This is a genomic window from Kluyvera genomosp. 3 (assembly GCF_011765685.1).
GTDB classification, from domain to species: Bacteria; Pseudomonadota; Gammaproteobacteria; order Enterobacterales; family Enterobacteriaceae; genus Kluyvera; species Kluyvera georgiana_A.
This window is the reverse complement of sequence record NZ_CP050321.1, coordinates 3,357,696-3,376,292: the sequence shown is the minus strand read 5'-3', so window position 1 is coordinate 3,376,292 and position 18,597 is coordinate 3,357,696. Positions and strand designations below refer to the sequence as shown.

The following is an 18,597-nucleotide window of genomic DNA, read 5'->3' as shown; positions in this document are numbered from 1 at the left end:
TGAAAAAATGCCAGTCAGAAGGACTGGCATTTTGACGGCGGGATGTACACAATGGGGCAGTAAACTAGGCGGCTGTTTCTGCTTCCACGGGGATAATCAGGCTAGCATGATTACCTTTCGGCCCCTCGTGGACATCAAACTGGACGGCTTGTCCGGCTTTTAACGTTCTGTACCCATCCATCTGGATGGTGGAGTAATGGGCGAAGATGTCCTCGCCACCGCCTTCCGGGCAAATGAAACCGAACCCTTTGGCATTGTTGAACCACTTAACAGTACCCATTTCCATACTTCGACATCCTTCGTAACTCTATTATACGTTTATAAGTAGATGGAATGAACCGGTGGTGGAGTCAGGAGTTGTTCAAAACCTCACCAACTCTCGCCAGTACAATTTAGATATTTCGCACAGTGCGTCAAGCGTTTGCGGAGGGCTAAAGGGGTAAAATGCATCAAAATTTGAAGCAGTTAACGCTATTGACGGGAATGTGACAGAGTTCGCGAATGGCAGCTATAGGTGATAGTTATCTATGATCTACAGTAAATTGAGAGCCTGTATGTGCAAGAACGAAAGGTAACGTGCTGGCCGGGGAAATGTGTCATTAATCCTGTCAATAATACGGAGCCATACGTGTACGCAGCCTCGTCAGCAGCAATTGATGACACCGACGATGATGACTGACAATGAGTAAGACCAGAGACTGGCTGGACTTCGACCAGCTTGCGGCAGATAAACTTCAGGATGGGCTTAAACCCCCGTCAATGTATAAAGTGATATTGGTCAATGATGATTACACTCCGATGGAGTTTGTTATTGACGTGTTACAAAAATTCTTTTCTTATGATGTAGAACGCGCAACACAGTTGATGCTAACGGTTCACTATCAGGGTAAAGCAATTTGTGGTGTTTTTACGGCAGAAGTCGCCGAAACCAAAGTTGCGATGGTGAATCAGTACGCGAGGGAGAACGAGCATCCGCTACTGTGTACGCTGGAACAAGCCTGATACAGGCATGAAAATTGGGGGGAGGTGCCTATGCTCAATCAAGAACTGGAACTCAGTTTAAACATGGCTTTCGCCAGAGCGCGCGAGCACCGTCACGAGTTTATGACCGTCGAGCATCTGTTGCTGGCTCTGCTTAGCAATCCATCGGCCCGTGAAGCGCTGGAAGCGTGCTCGGTTGATTTGGTGGCGCTGCGTCAGGAACTCGAAGCCTTCATCGAACAAACCACGCCGGTTCTGCCGGTCAGTGAAGAAGAGCGCGAAACACAACCGACGCTCAGCTTCCAGCGTGTTCTGCAACGCGCGGTCTTCCACGTCCAGTCTTCCGGGCGTAGCGAAGTGACCGGCGCTAACGTCCTGGTGGCGATTTTCAGCGAGCAGGAGTCGCAGGCCGCCTATTTGCTGCGCAAACATGAAGTCAGCCGTCTCGACGTGGTGAACTTTATCTCTCACGGCACGCGTAAAGACGAGCCAAGCCAGCCTTCCGATTCCGGAAATCAGCAACCTAATGAAGAGCAAGCAGGCGGGGAGGAACGTATGGAAAACTTCACCACCAACCTTAATCAGCTTGCTCGCGTTGGCGGCATTGACCCGCTGATCGGTCGCGATAAAGAGCTGGAGCGCGCCATTCAGGTGCTGTGCCGCCGTCGCAAAAACAACCCGCTGCTGGTGGGGGAATCCGGCGTCGGGAAAACGGCGATTGCCGAAGGCCTGGCATGGCGCATTGTGCGCGGTGACGTGCCGGAAATCATGGCCGACTGCACTATCTACTCACTGGATATTGGCTCGCTGCTGGCGGGCACCAAATACCGCGGTGATTTCGAAAAACGCTTCAAAGCGCTGCTCAAGCAGTTAGAGCAGGATACCAACAGCATTCTGTTCATCGACGAAATCCACACCATTATCGGTGCGGGTGCCGCGTCGGGTGGCCAGGTGGACGCGGCAAACCTGATTAAACCGCTGCTCTCCAGCGGCAAGATTCGGGTGATGGGCTCGACCACCTACCAGGAATTCAGCAATATCTTTGAGAAGGACAGGGCGCTGGCGCGTCGTTTCCAGAAAATCGATATTACCGAACCGTCGGTAGAAGAGACCGTGCAGATTCTGAACGGCCTGAAGCCGAAATACGAAGCACACCACGACGTACGCTATACCGCCAAAGCGGTGCGCGCGGCGGTGGAACTGGCGGTGAAATACATCAACGATCGTCATCTGCCAGATAAGGCAATCGACGTGATTGATGAGGCTGGCGCCCGCGCTCGCCTGATGCCGGTGAGCAAGCGTAAGAAAACGATTAACGTGGCGGACATTGAATCCGTGGTCGCGCGCATTGCGCGTATCCCGGAGAAAAGCGTCTCCCAGAGCGATCGCGATACGCTGAAAACGCTCGGCAATCGCCTGAAAATGCTGGTATTTGGTCAGGATAACGCCATCGATGCGCTGACGGAAGCGATTAAGATGAGCCGTGCGGGTCTCGGCCACGAGCATCGCCCGGTGGGCTCCTTCCTGTTTGCTGGCCCGACAGGGGTAGGTAAAACGGAAGTGACCGTCCAGCTGGCGAAGGCGATGGGCATTGAGCTGCTGCGGTTCGATATGTCTGAATATATGGAACGCCACACGGTGAGCCGCCTGATCGGCGCGCCTCCGGGATACGTTGGTTTTGATCAGGGCGGCCTGCTGACCGATGCGGTGATTAAGCATCCGCACGCGGTGCTGCTGCTGGACGAAATCGAAAAAGCGCACCCGGACGTCTTCAACCTGCTGTTGCAGGTGATGGACAACGGCACGCTGACGGATAACAACGGTCGTAAAGCCGATTTCCGTAACGTGGTGCTGGTGATGACCACCAACGCCGGCGTACGTGAAACCGAGCGTAAATCGATTGGTCTTATCCAGCAGGACAACAGCACCGACGCGATGGAAGAGATCAAAAAGATCTTTACGCCAGAGTTCCGTAACCGTCTGGACAACATTATCTGGTTCGATCATCTGTCTACCGACGTGATCCATCAGGTGGTGGATAAGTTCATCGTCGAGCTGCAGGTTCAGCTGGATCAGAAAGGCGTCTCGCTGGAAGTGAGCCAGGAAGCCCGCAACTGGCTGGCCGACAAAGGCTACGACCGGGCGATGGGCGCGCGTCCAATGGCGCGTGTGATTCAGGATAACCTGAAGAAACCGCTGGCTAACGAACTGCTGTTTGGTTCGCTGGTGGACGGCGGTCAGGTGACCGTGGCGCTCGATAAAGAGAAAAATGCGCTGACCTACGGCTTCCACAGTGCCCAGAAGCACAAACCGGAAGCGGCGCATTAACGGCGAGCACTCGCATTAAAACGAAAACCGAGCTGATAGTGGCTCGGTTTTTTTTGTCTCTCGTTTCTCGGGCGACGTTGACAGATCATTTTCGCAAATTTGAACTGTTGAATAATAACCCGACGTAAGCCGCGGCATGCTAACGACAGGATTTAGCCGAACGGTGGGATGATGTTGACAAAAGTGTTATCGGTGATGTTGCTGACGTGTGCCTTATTTTCTGGCCAACTGATGGCGGGGCATAAAGGCCACCAATTTTTGTGGGTTAAGAACGTCGGTCACCAGCTACGCCATGAGGCTGATAGCGATGAATTGCGCGTGGTGGCGGAAGAGTCGGCGGAAGGGTTGCGGGATAGCCATAACTGGCGAAAGGCGCATAAACCCGACACTTATGTTTTATGATACGGATGAAAGAAAGCCAAAAAGATGCCCCGCATAAGCAGGGCATCACATTCGGCAAATAGCGCTCGGCGAACTTCGCGCCAGACGCTCATTATCTGCGGTGATTAGCGACTACGGAAGACAATGCGGCCTTTGCTCAGGTCGTACGGGGTCAGCTCAACAGTCACTTTGTCGCCCGTCAGGATGCGGATATAGTTTTTGCGCATTTTACCGGAGATATGTGCAGTAACCACGTGTCCGTTTTCCAGTTCTACGCGGAACATGGTATTAGGTAACGTTTCAAGAACGGTACCCTGCATTTCAATATTGTCTTCTTTGGCCATCTAATCCTCTGGGGTATCACTACCGTAATTTGAACCGGCAAGATAATGCCGAAGTTCATCATGTAAGTAAAGAATTGTCCGTCTTAATCGGCGAAAGTCGTTTTTGCGCATTACCCTTTCACCACACCAAAACAGCGTGTGATGGGCGCGAACCAGACCGGAAATAGCAGGATAAACGTGGGCGTTATCTGACTCGAATGATTCCCAAACGGCGGCGGGGCAAAAGGCAGAAGCGACTCTCGTCGGCAATTATATCATCCTGATGGAAATTGTGCTGAAAACATTTACGCTTCAGGTGAAAAGAGCTGCCCCGGAACCCAGAATTTGTCCTCCAGCGGCTGCATGCGTAGCGTATTGAGATATTCAAGGTAGTCGCGGCGAGGTATCTCTATCGCGCCCAGAGACGCGGTATGGCTGTTTAACACCTGGCAGTCAATCAGTTTGCCGCCCGCACGACTAAACGCCTCACAGAAGACGTACAGCGCGGTTTTAGACGCATTCTCCGCGCGGCTGAACATAGACTCGCCGCAAAACAGCTCGCCCATGGCGACGCCGTACATACCGCCAACCAGCGTTTCTCCCTGCCAGACCTCGATAGAATGCGCGTGACCCAGCTCGTGCAGGCGATGGTAGGCCTGACTGATGCTGGTGGTGATCCAGGTACCTTCGTGGCGATCCTGCGCGCAGCCCTCGATCACCTGACTAAAGGCATAATTGAGCGTGACGCGATAGGGCGACTGGCGATGAAAGCGTTTCATACTGCGGCTGAGGTGGAACTGCTCGGGCCACAGCACGGCACGAGGATCCGGAGACCACCAGAGGATCGGGTCGCCGGGCGAAAACCACGGGAAGATCCCGCGTTGATAGGCCATTAGCAGACGCGCGGGACCAAGATCGCCGCCGAGCGCCAGCAGCCCGTTGGGTTCACGTAATGCGCCCTCCGGGGAGGGAAAAGCAATCGAATGACGAGAAAGCTGCACAAGGCGCATGTCGCGAAAACCCCACGAAACTAAGTTAACTCAATCATAGTCTACAGACGCTGTTTGAACTGGTAGTAACGACCTTGTTTTGCCAGCAGTTCTGTATGATTACCTTGCTCAATAATTTGCCCGTTGTCCATGACAATTATCCGATTAAAGCGCGCCAGGCCACGCAGGCGGTGGGTAACCATCAGCAGCGTTTTTTCGCGCATGACTTCAGCCAGCAGTTCAAGAATCTGGCTTTCGGTGGTGGCGTCCAGTCCTTCGGTCGGTTCGTCCAGCAGCATCAGCGGCGCATCGTGCAATAGCGCACGGGCAATGCCCAGACGGCGCAGTTCGCCGCCAGAAAGCTGGCGGCCGCCTTCGCCAAGCCAGCTGTTGAGACCGGCATCTTCCAGCAATTTCTCCAGCCCCGTGCGACGCAGTACGTCACTAAGCATATCGTCGGTGGCATCTGGCCGGGCCAGCAGCAGGTTGTCACGCAGCGTGGCGCTGAACAGATGCACGCGTTGCGGCACCAGGCTCATAGTTTGACGCAGCGTCTGCTCATCGAACTGATTAAGCGCGATATCGTTGAGCAAAATTCTGCCCTGCTGCGGATCCCATGCGCGGGTTAGCAGTTGCAGGAGCGTTGATTTGCCGCAGCCGGTGCGCCCGAGGATAGCGATATGCTCCCCGGCTGCCACGTGCAGCGAGAGATTTTCCAGCGCGGGTTGCGTCTGCTCTGGATAGGTGAAGGCGACCTCCTTCAGCGTGAGCGCTACCTGCTGTGGACGAACGCTGGCCTGCTGCGGGAAAGTGACTTCCGGCTGTTGCTCGATAATCTGGCTCACGCGCAGCGCTGACGCAATCACCTGTCCCAAATGCTGGAACGCGCCGGTCACCGGGGCCAGAGCTTCAAAGGCCGCCAGCGCGCAGAAAACAAACAGTGCAATCAATGCGCCCGGCTGGGCGATATCGCCCACGCCGCCGGCGGCAAGCCACAACATCGCGACCACGGCTGCGGCGCCAATCAGCAGCATCAGCGCCTGAGACAGCGCGGTCAGTTCAGACTGGCGGCGCTGCGCGTCGTGCCAGTTAAGCTCCGTCTGTTCCATTTGTTTACGATAGCGATCGCTGGCGTTGAAAATGGTCAGCTCCGCCTGTCCTTGCAGCCAGCCGGTGAGCTGCTGGCGATATTGACCACGCAGCGTAGTGAGCTGCTCGCCGGTGGGTTTACCCGCGCGATAAAACAGCGGTGGCAGTATCAGCAGCGTGGCGAGCATAATTCCGCCGAGCGTCAGGGCCAGATTGACGTCCAACAGGCTTAATCCGGCGGTAACGACCAGGATAACCACCAGCGCGCCAACCAGCGGAGAAATCACGCGCAGATAGAGATGATCCAGCGTATCGACATCGGCCACCATGCGGTTGAGCAGCTCGCCCTGACGAAAACGCGCCAGCCCGGCAGGTGAGAGCGGCAGCAGTTTGCTGAAGGTGAAGACGCGCAGATGCTGCAAGACGCGGAAAGTGGCGTCATGGCTGACCAGACGTTCAAAGTAACGCCCGGCGGTACGGATAATCGCCGCGCCGCGCACGCCCGCCGCAGGCAGCATGTAGTTAAAACTGTAAGCGCCGGCAAACCCGACCACCGCCGAAGCGGAGAGGAACCAGCCGGAAAGCGTCAGCAATCCAATGCTGGCGAGCAGCGTCACAATCGCCAGAACCACGCCGAGGCTTAATAGCCATTTATGGCGTTTATAGAGCGCCAGATAAGGCAACAGTGCGCGCATTTAGATCTCCTCCTGACGATTGGCCAGCAGGCTGGCGAAAACGCTGTTGGCTGCAACCAGCTGCGAATACGAGCCTTGCTCGATAATCTGGCCGTTTTCCATAACCCAGATAGCGTCCCACTCGGTAATGCCTTCCAACTGGTGGGTGACCATCAGGGTCGTTTGTTGCGTTGAGGCTTCACCCAGCGCCTGCATGACGCGCTGTTCGCTATGAGCATCAAGGCTGGCGGCAGGTTCATCAAGCAGCAGCAGACGGCAAGGAGCTAGGAGGGCGCGGGCGACGGCGACGCGCTGCGCCTGGCCGACGGAGAGGCGCGCGGACTGCTCGCCAACCGCGGTATCAATGCCGTCAGGAAGCTGCGGCAGAAACTCATTGACCCACGCTTTTCCCAGCGCCTGATGCAGTTGTTCTTCGCTGGCCTCCGGGTTGCCCAGCAGCACGTTCTCGCGCAGCGTGGCGGCCGGCAGCTGTGGATTTTGACCGACCCAGCTCATCAATCGATGCCAGTTTTCCGGTTGCAGGTGACGGAGTTCGATACCGTTGACCTTCAGCGAACCGCTGTAGGGGAGGAAACCGGCCAGTGCGTTCAACAGCGAGCTTTTACCGGAACCACTTTGCCCCACCAGCACCACTCGCTGCCCGGCATTGAGCGTGAAGTTGAGCGGGCCGACGAGCATTTTGCCTTCCGGCGAAGTGATGAAAAGATCTTTCGCGCAAAGCGACACCGGCTCGCTGGTCTCCAGCACCTGCTCACCCTGTTCCGGATGCGCCAGCGGCGCTTCAAGGAAGGTTTTCAGGCTGTCGGCAGCGCCTACCGCCTGGGCTTTGGCGTGGTAAAAGGTCCCCAGATCGCGTAGCGGCTGGAAGAATTCAGGGGCCAGAATCAGCGCCAGGAAGCCGGAGGAGAGCGTGACCGCCGCGCCGTAGCTACCAAAATTCAGCTCACCGAGGTATGAGAAACCGAAATAGACCGCCACCAGTGCAATCGACAGGGAGGTGAAAAACTCCAGTACGCCGGAGGAGAGGAACGCCAGGCGCAGAACTTCCATGGTGCGCTGGCGAAAATCCTGCGAGGCTTCGCGGATATTGTCGGTCTCGGCTTTTCCACGGCCAAATATACGTAAGGTATCCATGCCGCGCAGACGGTCAAGGAAGTGGCCGCTCAAGCGCGCCAGGGCCAGGAAGTTGCGGCGGTTGGCGTCGGCGGCGCCCATACCGACCAGAGCCATAAACAGCGGGATCAGCGGAGCGGTGGCCAGCAGTATCAACGCGGCGACCCAGTTGGACGGGAAAATGGCGACGACGATCAGCAGCGGCACGCAGGCAGCCAGCGCCATCTGTGGCAGGTAGCGGGCGTAGTAGTCGTGCATATCGTCAATTTGCTCAAGAATCAGCGTCGCCCAACTGCCGGCCGGCTTGCCCTGAATCCACGCCGGGCCAGCCTGTTGCAGACGGTCCAGCACCTGACGGCGAATCTCAAAGCGAATCTGTTGCCCGGCATGAAAACCGACCCGCTCGCGCAGCCACACCACCCAGGCGCGGAGGACGAAAACCAGCACCAGCTGAATAAACGGCATCAGCAGCGCCTCGCGCGGAATGTTCTCCATAATCATATGGTGAAGGATGCGGGCCAGCAGCCACGCCTGAGCAATAATCAGTATCCCACTGGCGAAGCCGAGCAGGCGGGAGAGCATCAACCAGCGGCGAGACAGGACGCTTTGCTGTTTGAGCCAGCGGGTGAGTTCTTGTTGGCGACTTTTATTCATTGGGCGCTTAGCAGGTGGCTTATGGATAATGGTTTCAGTTATGGGCGCGGCAATGTTACATCGCAGAAAAAATAAAGGCGACTTATCGTCGCCTTTTTTACTTTTGTTACTGACTTGTAAAGATTATTTGCAGGCGTCGGCCAGACCGTCGAGGTAGCGTTCCGCGTCCAGCGCCGCCATACAGCCGGTGCCCGCAGAGGTGATTGCCTGACGGTAAATGTGGTCCATTACGTCGCCCGCAGCGAACACGCCCGGGATGCTGGTCTGGGTGGCGTTGCCGTGGATACCGGACTGCACTTTGATGTAGCCGTTTTCCAGCGCCAGCTGGCCTTCGAAAATCGCCGTGTTCGGGCTGTGGCCGATAGCCACGAACAGACCTGCGACGTCCAGCGATTCAATATCATCGCTCTCGGTTGAACGCAGACGCAAACCGCTCACGCCCATCTGATCGCCGGTCACTTCTTCCAGCGTACGGTTAGTGTGGAGCACGATATTGCCGCTTTCCACTTTATCCATCAGACGCTTGATGAGGATTTTCTCCGCGCGGAAAGAATCACGACGGTGAATCAGGTGCACTTCTGATGCAATGTTGGACAGATACAGCGCTTCTTCTACTGCGGTGTTGCCGCCGCCGATGACCGCCACTTTCTGATTACGATAGAAGAACCCGTCGCAGGTCGCGCAGGCGGAAACGCCGCGGCCTTTAAACGCTTCTTCCGACGGCAGACCCAGATAACGGGCAGACGCGCCGGTAGCGATGATTAACGCATCGCAGGTGTATTCGCCGCTGTCGCCGGTAAGACGGAACGGACGGTTTTGCAGATCCACGCTGTGAATGTGGTCAAAAATAATTTCGGTTTCAAATTTGGTCGCATGCTCGTGCATACGTTCCATCAGCAGCGGACCGGTCAGATCGTTCGGATCGCCAGGCCAGTTTTCCACCTCGGTGGTGGTGGTCAGTTGACCGCCTTTTTCCAGCCCGGTAATCAAAACCGGTTGCAGGTTTGCGCGTGCAGCATAGACCGCAGCGGTGTATCCCGCAGGTCCAGAACCAAGGATTAGCAGCTTACTGTGTTTGGCCGTGCCCATGAGATCCCCATAATTGTTGGCAGACATTGTTCGGGATTGTAGGGAATTTGTAGACGTAAAAAAAGAGCACAGCGATTTTGTTAACGATATGTGTAATAGAGTGAGCCGATTGATTGTTTATTTTAACATCAAAAAATATAACTATTTCTACTGTTCGCTGCTGGATTATAAGACGATTACATGTGAATCAAGCCCGCGTGATAATGAATATCTGGCATGTTGTACTAAAAAAAGATGTTTTGCTTTGACAATCACCTGTGCTTTTGCGACAACATTCAAGGAAGAAGAAAAGCAGTGTTTCGCGTGTGGTGAATTTTCATGCACGCAAATGCCATTTTTACCCGGATCACTGAAATCTACGTATGGTGTGGACAGACGTCATACGTGATGTCGGAGGGTGGCCGCGAGGCGCCGGGGCTTCTCATACGCAACCCCTGGGATATGCGTCGTTGCAGCAACAACGGCGTGTTGAAAACGGGAGAAGGCTCTGAACAGTGAAGTGCACAGAGTCAAGACAGGAGTAGGGAAGGAATACAGAGAGACAATAATAATGGTAGATAGTAAAAAACGCCCTGGCAAAGATCTCGACCGCATCGACCGCAACATCCTGAATGAGCTGCAAAAAGATGGGCGTATTTCGAACGTCGAGCTTTCCAAAAGAGTAGGACTTTCTCCGACCCCGTGCCTTGAGCGCGTACGTCGTCTGGAACGACAGGGTTTTATTCAGGGCTATACCGCGCTGTTAAACCCGCATTATCTGGATGCATCGCTGCTGGTATTTGTTGAGATTACTCTGAATCGCGGTGCGCCGGACGTGTTTGAACAATTTAACGCCGCTGTGCAAAAACTTGAAGAAATTCAAGAATGTCACCTGGTATCCGGTGATTTCGACTATCTGTTGAAAACCCGCGTACCGGATATGTCGGCTTACCGTAAGCTTCTTGGCGAGACCCTGCTACGCCTGCCAGGCGTTAACGACACCCGTACTTACGTCGTGATGGAAGAGGTCAAGCAGAGTAATCGTCTGGTAATTAAGACCCGCTAAAACGGAACAGGTGCAAAATCAGCGTAGTTTGATTACACTCCTGTTAATCCATACAGCAACAGTGTCGGTGCAATCTGGCACTGTTGTCCGTTTTAGCATTTGGCACCTGGAGAGCCTTTCTTGAGCCAGGAATATACAGAAGACAAAGAAGTCAAACTCACAAAACTCAGCAGCGGACGCCGGCTCCTTGAGGCGTTACTCCTTCTCTGCGCCATTTTTGCCGTCTGGCTAATGGCAGCACTACTGAGCTTCAATCCTTCCGATCCCAGCTGGTCGCAAACGGCCTGGCATGAGCCTATCCACAATTTGTGCGGTGCGCCCGGAGCATGGCTGGCCGATACGCTGTTCTTCATTTTCGGCGTGATGGCTTACACCATTCCGGTGATTATCATTGGCGGCTGTTGGTTCGCCTGGCGACACCGTGCCAGCGAAGACTACATCGACTATTTTGCCGTATCGCTGCGCCTGATTGGCGTGCTGGCGCTGATCCTGACCTCCTGCGGCCTTGCCGCCATTAACGCCGATGATATCTGGTACTTTGCTTCCGGCGGCGTGATTGGCAGCCTGCTCAGCACCGCGTTACAGCCCATGCTGCATAGCAGCGGCGGCACCATTGCCTTATTGTGCATCTGGGCAGCGGGTCTGACGCTGTTTACCGGCTGGTCCTGGGTCAGTATCGCCGAGAAAATGGGCAGTTGGATCCTCAATATCCTGACTTTTGCCAGCAATCGCACCCGTCGCGACGATACCTGGGTCGATGAAGACGAATACGAAGAAGAAGACGAGTACGAAGATGACGTGGCGCAGAGCAATACGCGCGAATCTCGTCGTGCCCGCATCCTGCGTGGCGCACTGGCACGCCGTAAGCGTATTGCTGAAAAATTCGCAAACCCGATGGGCCGCAAAACCGACGAAGCGCTGTTCTCGGGCCGCCGAATGGATGAGCCGGAAGAGACTGCCCGCTACGCGGCCCAGGCCGATCCTGATGATGTACTGTTCTCCGGTGCCAGCGCGACGCGCGCGGCGGAGTATGATGAATATGATCCGCTGCTGAATGGCCACTCGGTTACCGCGCCAGCCGCCGCAGCAACTGCCGTTGCTTCAACCCCAGTATGGGCAGCCGATTCGACCCAGGCGATTGCGCCAGGGGAAGCGCCGGGTGTGGAATGGCAGTCCGTGCCGTCGCCAACTGCCGTTGACCCAACTATCGCACCTGCGCCAGAAGGCTGGCCGCCAGTGCAGCAGCCTGCTTACGAACAGCCGCAGTATGCTCAGCCTCAGCAACAGGCTTACGAGCAGCCGCAGTACGCTCAGCCTCAACAACCGGCTTACGAACAGCCGCAGTACGCTCAGCCTCAACAACCGGCTTACGAACATCCGCAGTACGCTCAGCCTCAGCAACCGGCTTACGAACAGCCGCAGTACGCTCAGCCTCAGCAGCCGGCTTACGAACAACCGCAGTACGCTCAGCCTCAGCAACCGGCTTACGAACAACCGCAGTATGCTCAGCCTCAGCAGCCGGCTTACGAGCAGCCGCAGTATGCTCAGCCTCAACAGCCGGCTTATGAGCAGCCGCAGTATGCTCAGCCTCAGCAGCCGACTTACGAGCAGCCGCAGTACGCTCAGCCTCAGCAGCCGGCTTACGAACAGCCGCAGTATGCTCAGCCTCAGCAGCCGGTTTACGAACAGCCGCAGTATGCTCAGCCTGAACAGCCTGTTCACGAACAGCCATACGTGGCCGAGCCTGCGCCGACTGTTGAACCAGAACCGGTTGTTGAAGAAGAAGTTAAACCGGCCCACCGCCCACCGCTCTACTACTTCGAAGAAGTGGAAGAAAAACGCGCGCGTGAGCGTGAACAGCTGGCAGCATGGTATCAGCCGATCCCTGAACCTTTAGCGCCGGTTGAACAGCGCGCTTCGTCCATGCCTTCTGCATCGGCGTCGGTTGCGGTGCCTGAACCTTCAGCCGCTGTGGATCCGGTTGCGGCCAGCGTTCGTCACGCAGCTACCGCTGCTGGCACCGTCGCTGCCGCAGCAGCGTCAGCGCCGCTGTTTAGCCCAGCTGAAGGGCCGCGTCCGCAGGTGAAAGAGGGCATTGGCCCGAAATTACCGCGTCCGAACCGTGTCCGCGTGCCGACGCGTCGCGAACTGGCGTCCTATGGCATCAAGCTGCCGTCGCAGCGTATGGCCGAAGAACGTGCCGCTCGCGAAGCTGAGCGTTATCAGCATGATGACGATGTTAATCTCAGCGACGATGAAGCCGATGCGCTGGAACAAGATGCGCTGGCGCGTCAATTCGCCGCCTCTCAGCAGCAGCGCTACGGTGAATCGCACGTTGAGGATTACGCCGAGGATGAAAATGACGCCGATGCCGCCGCGGAGGCCGAACTGGCACGCCAGTTTGCCGCCTCTCAGCAGACGCGTTATGCCAGCGAGCAGCCGGAAGGCGCGCATCCCTTCTCGCTCGATGACTTCGAATTCTCGCCGATGAAAGCGCTGGTTGATGATGCGCCCAAAGCGCCGCTGTTTACCCCAAGCGTGATGCCGGAGCCTGAGGTACCGCAGCCGCAGCAATATCAACAGCAGCCGCCACAGCATGCGCAAGGCTATCATCAGCCACAGCAGCCGCAGTATGCTCAACCACAGCAGCAGCCACAACAGCCGCAGTATGCGCAGCAGCAACCGCAGTACGTGCCGCCGCAACAGCCTGCCACGCCGCCGCAGGAGAGCCTGATTCACCCGCTGTTGATGCGTAATGGCGACGACCGTCCGTTGCAAAAACCGACTACGCCGCTGCCGTCGCTGGATCTGTTAACGCCGCCGCCAACGGAAGTTGAGCCGGTCGATACCTTCGCGCTGGAGCAGATGGCGCGCCTGGTGGAAACGCGTCTGGCGGATTACCGTATCAAAGCTGACGTCGTGAACTACTCACCGGGCCCGGTTATCACTCGCTTCGAGCTGAATCTGGCGCCGGGCGTTAAGGCCGCGCGAATCTCTAACCTTTCTCGCGATCTGGCACGTTCTCTGTCGACCGTGGCGGTGCGCGTGGTGGAAGTTATCCCTGGCAAGCCGTACGTGGGTCTGGAACTGCCAAACAAGAAACGTCAGACCGTTTACCTGCGTGAAGTGCTGGACTGCGATAAATTCCGCGATAACCCGTCGCCGCTGACCGTGGTGCTGGGTAAAGATATCGCCGGTGAGCCCGTGGTGGCCGATCTCGGTAAGATGCCGCACCTGCTGGTGGCGGGTACCACCGGCTCTGGTAAATCTGTCGGCGTGAACGCCATGATCCTCAGTATGCTGTACAAAGCGCAGCCGGAAGACGTGCGATTCATCATGATCGACCCGAAAATGCTGGAACTGTCGGTTTACGAAGGGATCCCGCACCTGCTGACGGAAGTGGTTACCGACATGAAAGACGCCGCCAACGCCTTGCGCTGGAGCGTCAACGAAATGGAACGCCGCTACAAGCTGATGTCGGCGCTGGGTGTCCGTAACCTGGCGGGCTATAACGATAAGATCGCCGAAGCCGCGCGCATGGGCCGTCCGATTCCGGATCCTTACTGGAAGCCGGGCGATAGCATGGACGCCACCCATCCGGTGCTGGAGAAACTGCCTTATATCGTCGTGCTGGTGGATGAATTCGCCGACCTGATGATGACCGTTGGTAAAAAGGTCGAAGAGCTGATTGCGCGCCTGGCGCAGAAAGCGCGTGCGGCGGGGATCCACCTGGTGCTGGCGACCCAGCGTCCGTCGGTGGATGTGATTACCGGCCTTATCAAGGCCAACATCCCAACTCGTATTGCGTTTACGGTTTCCAGTAAAATTGACTCCCGTACCATTCTCGATCAGGGCGGCGCGGAATCGCTGCTGGGAATGGGGGATATGCTTTATGCGGCCCCGAACTCGAATACCCCGATACGTGTCCACGGCGCGTTTGTACGCGACCAGGAAGTTCATGCGGTGGTTCAGGACTGGAAAGCGCGCGGTCGCCCGCAGTACATCGACGGCATCACCTCCGATAGCGAAAGCGAAGGCGGCGGCGGTGGCTTCGAGGGTGGCGAAGAGCTGGATCCTTTGTTCGACCAGGCGGTGAATTTTGTGACCCAGAAACGTAAAGCATCTATCTCCGGCGTGCAGCGTCAGTTCCGCATCGGCTACAACCGTGCGGCGCGTATCATCGAACAGATGGAAGCGCAGGGAATCGTCAGTGAACAGGGGCATAACGGCAACCGTGAGGTGCTGGCACCGCCACCGTTCGACTGATTGCAAAGATGGGTAAATAAGTCAAAATTCAGTATTTTCTTCTGTCGCCGCTCGGGATGAAGTCTTAGAGTGAGTGACAGAAGCTCTCCTGGCGGGAGCATGAGGCTATTTAAGGAATAACAATGAAAAAAGCAGCGATCACGTGTGCATTACTTTCCAGCTTTGTTGTCAGCAGCGTATGGGCTGACGCCGCCGGTGACCTGAAAAGTCGTCTTGACAAAGTCAGCAGTTTCCACGCCAGTTTCACCCAGAAGGTGACGGACGGTAGCGGCAACGCGGTACAGGAAGGTCAGGGCGATCTGTGGGTAAAACGTCCGAATCTGTTTAACTGGCATATGACCCAGCCGGATGAAAGTATTCTGGTTTCCGACGGCAAAACCCTGTGGTTCTATAACCCGTTTGTTGAGCAGGCGACCGCGACTTGGCTGAAAGATGCCACCGGCAACACGCCGTTTATGCTGATTGCCCGTAACCAGGCCAGCGACTGGCAGCAGTACAATATCCAGCAAACCGGCGATGATTTTGTGCTGACGCCGCGCGGCAGCAACGGCAACCTGAAGAAATTTACCATTAACGTCGGACGCGATGGCACTATCCATCAGTTCAGCGCCATCGAGCAGGACGATCAGCGCAGCAGCTATCAGCTGAAATCGCAGCAGAACGGTTCGGTGGACGCGTCCAAATTCACCTTTACACCGCCGCAGGGCGTGACGGTGGACGACCAGCGTAAATAAGAGGCATGCGTGGGCAACCTGTCGCTCGATTTTTCAGATAATACCTTTCAACCTCTGGCCGCGCGTATGCGGCCAGAAAACTTAGCGCAGTATATCGGCCAACAGCATCTGCTGGCGGCCGGTAAACCGCTGCCCCGCGCCATCGAGGCCGGTCATCTGCATTCGATGATTCTGTGGGGGCCGCCAGGCACCGGCAAGACCACGCTGGCGGAAGTGATTGCTCGCTATGCCAACGCCGACGTGGAACGAATTTCAGCCGTCACCTCCGGGGTGAAAGAGATTCGCGAGGCCATCGAGCGCGCGCGGCAGAATCGTAATGCCGGGCGGCGCACAATTCTCTTCGTCGATGAAGTTCACCGCTTCAATAAAAGCCAGCAGGATGCTTTCCTGCCGCATATCGAAGACGGCACCATTACCTTCATCGGTGCGACCACCGAAAACCCATCCTTCGAATTAAACTCGGCGCTGCTTTCCCGCGCCCGCGTTTATCTGCTGAAATCGCTCACCACCGAAGATATTGAGCAAGTGCTTACTCAGGCGATGGAAGATAGCGAACGAGGTTACGGCGGTCAGGATATCATCCTGCCAGACGAAACTCGCCGCGCGATTGCCGAACTGGTGAATGGTGATGCGCGTCGGGCGCTCAATACCCTGGAAATGATGGCCGATATGGCCGAGCTTGATGACGCGGGTAAGCGCGTACTACAGCCACAGTTGCTGACTGAAATAGCCGGCGAGCGCAGCGCGCGTTTTGATAACAAAGGCGACCGTTTTTACGATCTGATTTCTGCGCTACATAAATCGGTACGCGGCAGCGCGCCGGATGCCGCGCTGTACTGGTATGCGCGCATCATCAGCGCCGGCGGCGACCCGCTATACGTGGCGCGGCGTTGCCTGGCGATTGCCTCAGAGGATGTGGGCAACGCCGACCCGCGCGCCATGCAGGTGGCTATCTCCGCCTGGGACTGTTTTACGCGCGTCGGCCCGGCCGAAGGGGAACGGGCGATTGCGCAGGCCATCGTTTATCTTGCCTGCGCGCCGAAAAGCAACGCTGTCTACACCGCGTTTAAAGCGGCGATGGCAGACGCCCGTGAACGTCCGGATTACGATGTGCCGGTTCATCTGCGTAATGCGCCGACTAAGCTGATGAAAGAGATGGGCTATGGTCAGGAGTATCGCTACGCCCACGACGAACCTAACGCTTACGCCGCCGGCGAAGAATATTTCCCCAGTGAAATGGCGCAAACTCGCTACTATCACCCGACGAATCGGGGTCTTGAAGGCAAGATTGGCGAAAAGCTCGCCTGGCTCGCTGAACAGGATCAAAATAGCCGCACAAAACGCTACCGCTAGTGCAGTCGTTGCGGTAATGTTGTCAACGTACCTCTGCGACCACGGGCTGTGGTCGCATACTCCACTTTCAATTCGATAAGCATAGGATAAGCATGCTCGATCCCAATCTGCTGCGTACAGAGCCAGACGCAGTCGCAGAAAAACTGGCACGCCGGGGCTTTAAGCTGGATGTAGATAAACTTCGCGCTCTTGAAGAGCGTCGCAAAGTGCTGCAGGTAGAAACTGAAAATCTGCAGGCAGAGCGTAACTCGCGATCGAAATCCATCGGCCAGGCGAAAGCACGCGGGGAAGATATTGAGCCTTTACGCCTGGAAGTGAACAAGCTTGGCGAACAACTTGATGCCGCGAAATCTGAACTGGACGTTCTGCTGGCAGAGATTCGCGATATCGCGCTGACCATCCCGAACATTCCGCACGATGACGCGCCGGTTGGCCGTGACGAAAACGACAACGTTGAAGTCAGCCGCTGGGGCACGCCGCGCGAATTCGATTTCGAAATCCGCGATCACGTCACACTGGGCGAAATGCACAGCGGTCTGGACTTTGCTGCCGCCGTTAAGCTGACCGGTTCACGTTTCGTTGTGATGAAAGGTCAGATCGCGCGTATGCACCGCGCGCTGTCGCAGTTCATGCTGGACCTGCACACCGAACAGCACGGCTATAGCGAAAACTACGTGCCGTACCTGGTAAACCAGGACACCCTGTACGGTACCGGGCAGTTGCCGAAATTTGCCGGCGACCTGTTCCATACTCGTCCGCTGGAAGAAGAAGCCGACAGCAGCAACTACGCGCTGATCCCGACTGCGGAAGTGCCGCTGACCAACCTGGTTCGCGATGAAATCATCGACGAAGACGATCTGCCGATCAAGATGACCGCACACACGCCGTGCTTCCGCTCTGAAGCGGGCTCCTACGGTCGTGATACCCGTGGTTTGATCCGTATGCACCAGTTCGACAAAGTTGAAATGGTGCAGATCGTGCGTCCGGAAGACTCCATGGCGGCGCTGGAAGAGATGACCGGTCACGCGGAAAAAGTCCTGCAACTGCTGGGCCTTCCGTACCGTAAAATCATCCTCTGCACCGGCGATATGGGCTTCGGCGCCTGCAAAACCTACGACCTCGAAGTGTGGGTTCCGGCGCAGAACACCTACCGTGAGATCTCTTCATGCTCGAACGTCTGGGATTTCCAGGCGCGCCGCATGCAGGCTCGCTGCCGCAGTAAGTCCGATAAGAAAACCCGTCTGGTCCATACCCTCAACGGCTCTGGCCTGGCGGTAGGGCGTACGCTGGTTGCGGTGCTGGAAAACTACCAGCAGGCAGATGGTCGTATCGAAGTACCTGAAGTACTGCGTCCTTACATGAACGGTCTGGAATATATCGGTTAATTCCCTGATAGTTTCATCCGAAAAAGCGCCGAAAGGCGCTTTTTTTATATCCTCATTGATACTGAACAATACCTCTCCTGGTAGAACCCTTAATACTCACTTCGAAGTAGCAACAGCATATAACACTATAATAATAGCCATTCGTTGTATATAAAACTATATAACGAGCTTT

General features: G+C 56.2%; 14 protein-coding genes. 8 read left to right on the top strand and 6 right to left on the bottom strand.

What is annotated here, in order from left to right:
- Positions 1-64: 64 nt before the first annotated feature.
- The gene (cspD, locus tag GY169_RS15865) at positions 65-286 is read right to left on the bottom strand and encodes a cold shock-like protein CspD (protein ID WP_163447745.1); all 222 of its coding nucleotides are present in this window, start codon (positions 284-286) and stop codon (positions 65-67) included.
- A 395-nt stretch (positions 287-681) separates the two neighbouring features.
- Here cspD and clpS point away from each other — a divergent pair, with 395 nt between their 5' ends.
- The 3 genes from clpS to GY169_RS15850 all read left to right on the top strand — a co-directional run bounded on the left by clpS (position 682) and on the right by GY169_RS15850 (position 3,711).
- A complete protein-coding gene (gene clpS, locus GY169_RS15860; RefSeq protein WP_064548721.1) occupies positions 682-1,002 on the top strand; it encodes an ATP-dependent Clp protease adapter ClpS in 321 nt (106 codons plus the stop codon).
- A gap of 30 nt (positions 1,003-1,032) precedes the next feature.
- Positions 1,033-3,309, top strand: coding sequence for an ATP-dependent Clp protease ATP-binding subunit ClpA (gene clpA / locus GY169_RS15855; RefSeq protein ID WP_163447744.1), 2,277 nt, complete (start codon positions 1,033-1,035; stop codon positions 3,307-3,309).
- A gap of 171 nt (positions 3,310-3,480) precedes the next feature.
- Positions 3,481-3,711: a DUF2554 family protein gene (locus tag GY169_RS15850; RefSeq protein ID WP_163447743.1), complete on the top strand. Its 231-nt coding sequence runs from the start codon at positions 3,481-3,483 to the stop codon at positions 3,709-3,711.
- Between the two features lie 104 nt (positions 3,712-3,815).
- On the opposite strand, the gene infA is transcribed toward GY169_RS15850, so the two are convergent.
- From infA to trxB, 5 genes are all read right to left on the bottom strand, one after another.
- Positions 3,816-4,034, bottom strand: coding sequence for a translation initiation factor IF-1 (infA, locus tag GY169_RS15845; RefSeq protein ID WP_001040187.1), 219 nt, complete (start codon positions 4,032-4,034; stop codon positions 3,816-3,818).
- Between the two features lie 284 nt (positions 4,035-4,318).
- Entirely contained in the window at positions 4,319-5,023 is a 705-nt protein-coding gene (gene aat, locus GY169_RS15840; RefSeq protein ID WP_163447742.1) for a leucyl/phenylalanyl-tRNA--protein transferase, read from the bottom strand.
- Positions 5,024-5,064: 41 nt separating this feature from the next.
- Positions 5,065-6,786, bottom strand: coding sequence for a heme ABC transporter ATP-binding protein/permease CydC (gene cydC / locus GY169_RS15835; protein WP_167576301.1), 1,722 nt, complete (start codon positions 6,784-6,786; stop codon positions 5,065-5,067).
- Positions 6,787-8,553: a heme ABC transporter permease/ATP-binding protein CydD gene (gene cydD / locus GY169_RS15830; RefSeq protein ID WP_167576300.1), complete on the bottom strand. Its 1,767-nt coding sequence runs from the start codon at positions 8,551-8,553 to the stop codon at positions 6,787-6,789.
- 123 nt (positions 8,554-8,676) lie between these two features.
- Complete coding sequence (gene trxB / locus GY169_RS15825) at positions 8,677-9,642, bottom strand: thioredoxin-disulfide reductase (protein WP_163447739.1); 966 nt, start codon at positions 9,640-9,642, stop codon at positions 8,677-8,679.
- A 550-nt stretch (positions 9,643-10,192) separates the two neighbouring features.
- On the opposite strand from trxB, the gene lrp reads away from it, so the two are divergent.
- The 5 genes from lrp to serS all read left to right on the top strand — a co-directional run bounded on the left by lrp (position 10,193) and on the right by serS (position 18,425).
- Entirely contained in the window at positions 10,193-10,687 is a 495-nt protein-coding gene (lrp, locus tag GY169_RS15820; protein WP_000228469.1) for a leucine-responsive transcriptional regulator Lrp, read from the top strand.
- A gap of 120 nt (positions 10,688-10,807) precedes the next feature.
- On the top strand, positions 10,808-14,953 hold the full coding sequence (ftsK, locus tag GY169_RS15815; RefSeq protein WP_167576299.1) for a DNA translocase FtsK: 4,146 nt from the start codon (positions 10,808-10,810) through the stop codon (positions 14,951-14,953).
- A gap of 122 nt (positions 14,954-15,075) precedes the next feature.
- Complete coding sequence (gene lolA, locus GY169_RS15810) at positions 15,076-15,687, top strand: outer membrane lipoprotein chaperone LolA (RefSeq protein WP_163447737.1); 612 nt, start codon at positions 15,076-15,078, stop codon at positions 15,685-15,687.
- Positions 15,688-15,696: 9 nt separating this feature from the next.
- Complete coding sequence (gene rarA / locus GY169_RS15805) at positions 15,697-17,040, top strand: replication-associated recombination protein RarA (protein ID WP_167576298.1); 1,344 nt, start codon at positions 15,697-15,699, stop codon at positions 17,038-17,040.
- 92 nt (positions 17,041-17,132) lie between these two features.
- A complete protein-coding gene (serS, locus tag GY169_RS15800) occupies positions 17,133-18,425 on the top strand; it encodes a serine--tRNA ligase (protein WP_035892448.1) in 1,293 nt (430 codons plus the stop codon).
- Positions 18,426-18,597: the final 172 nt, after the last annotated feature.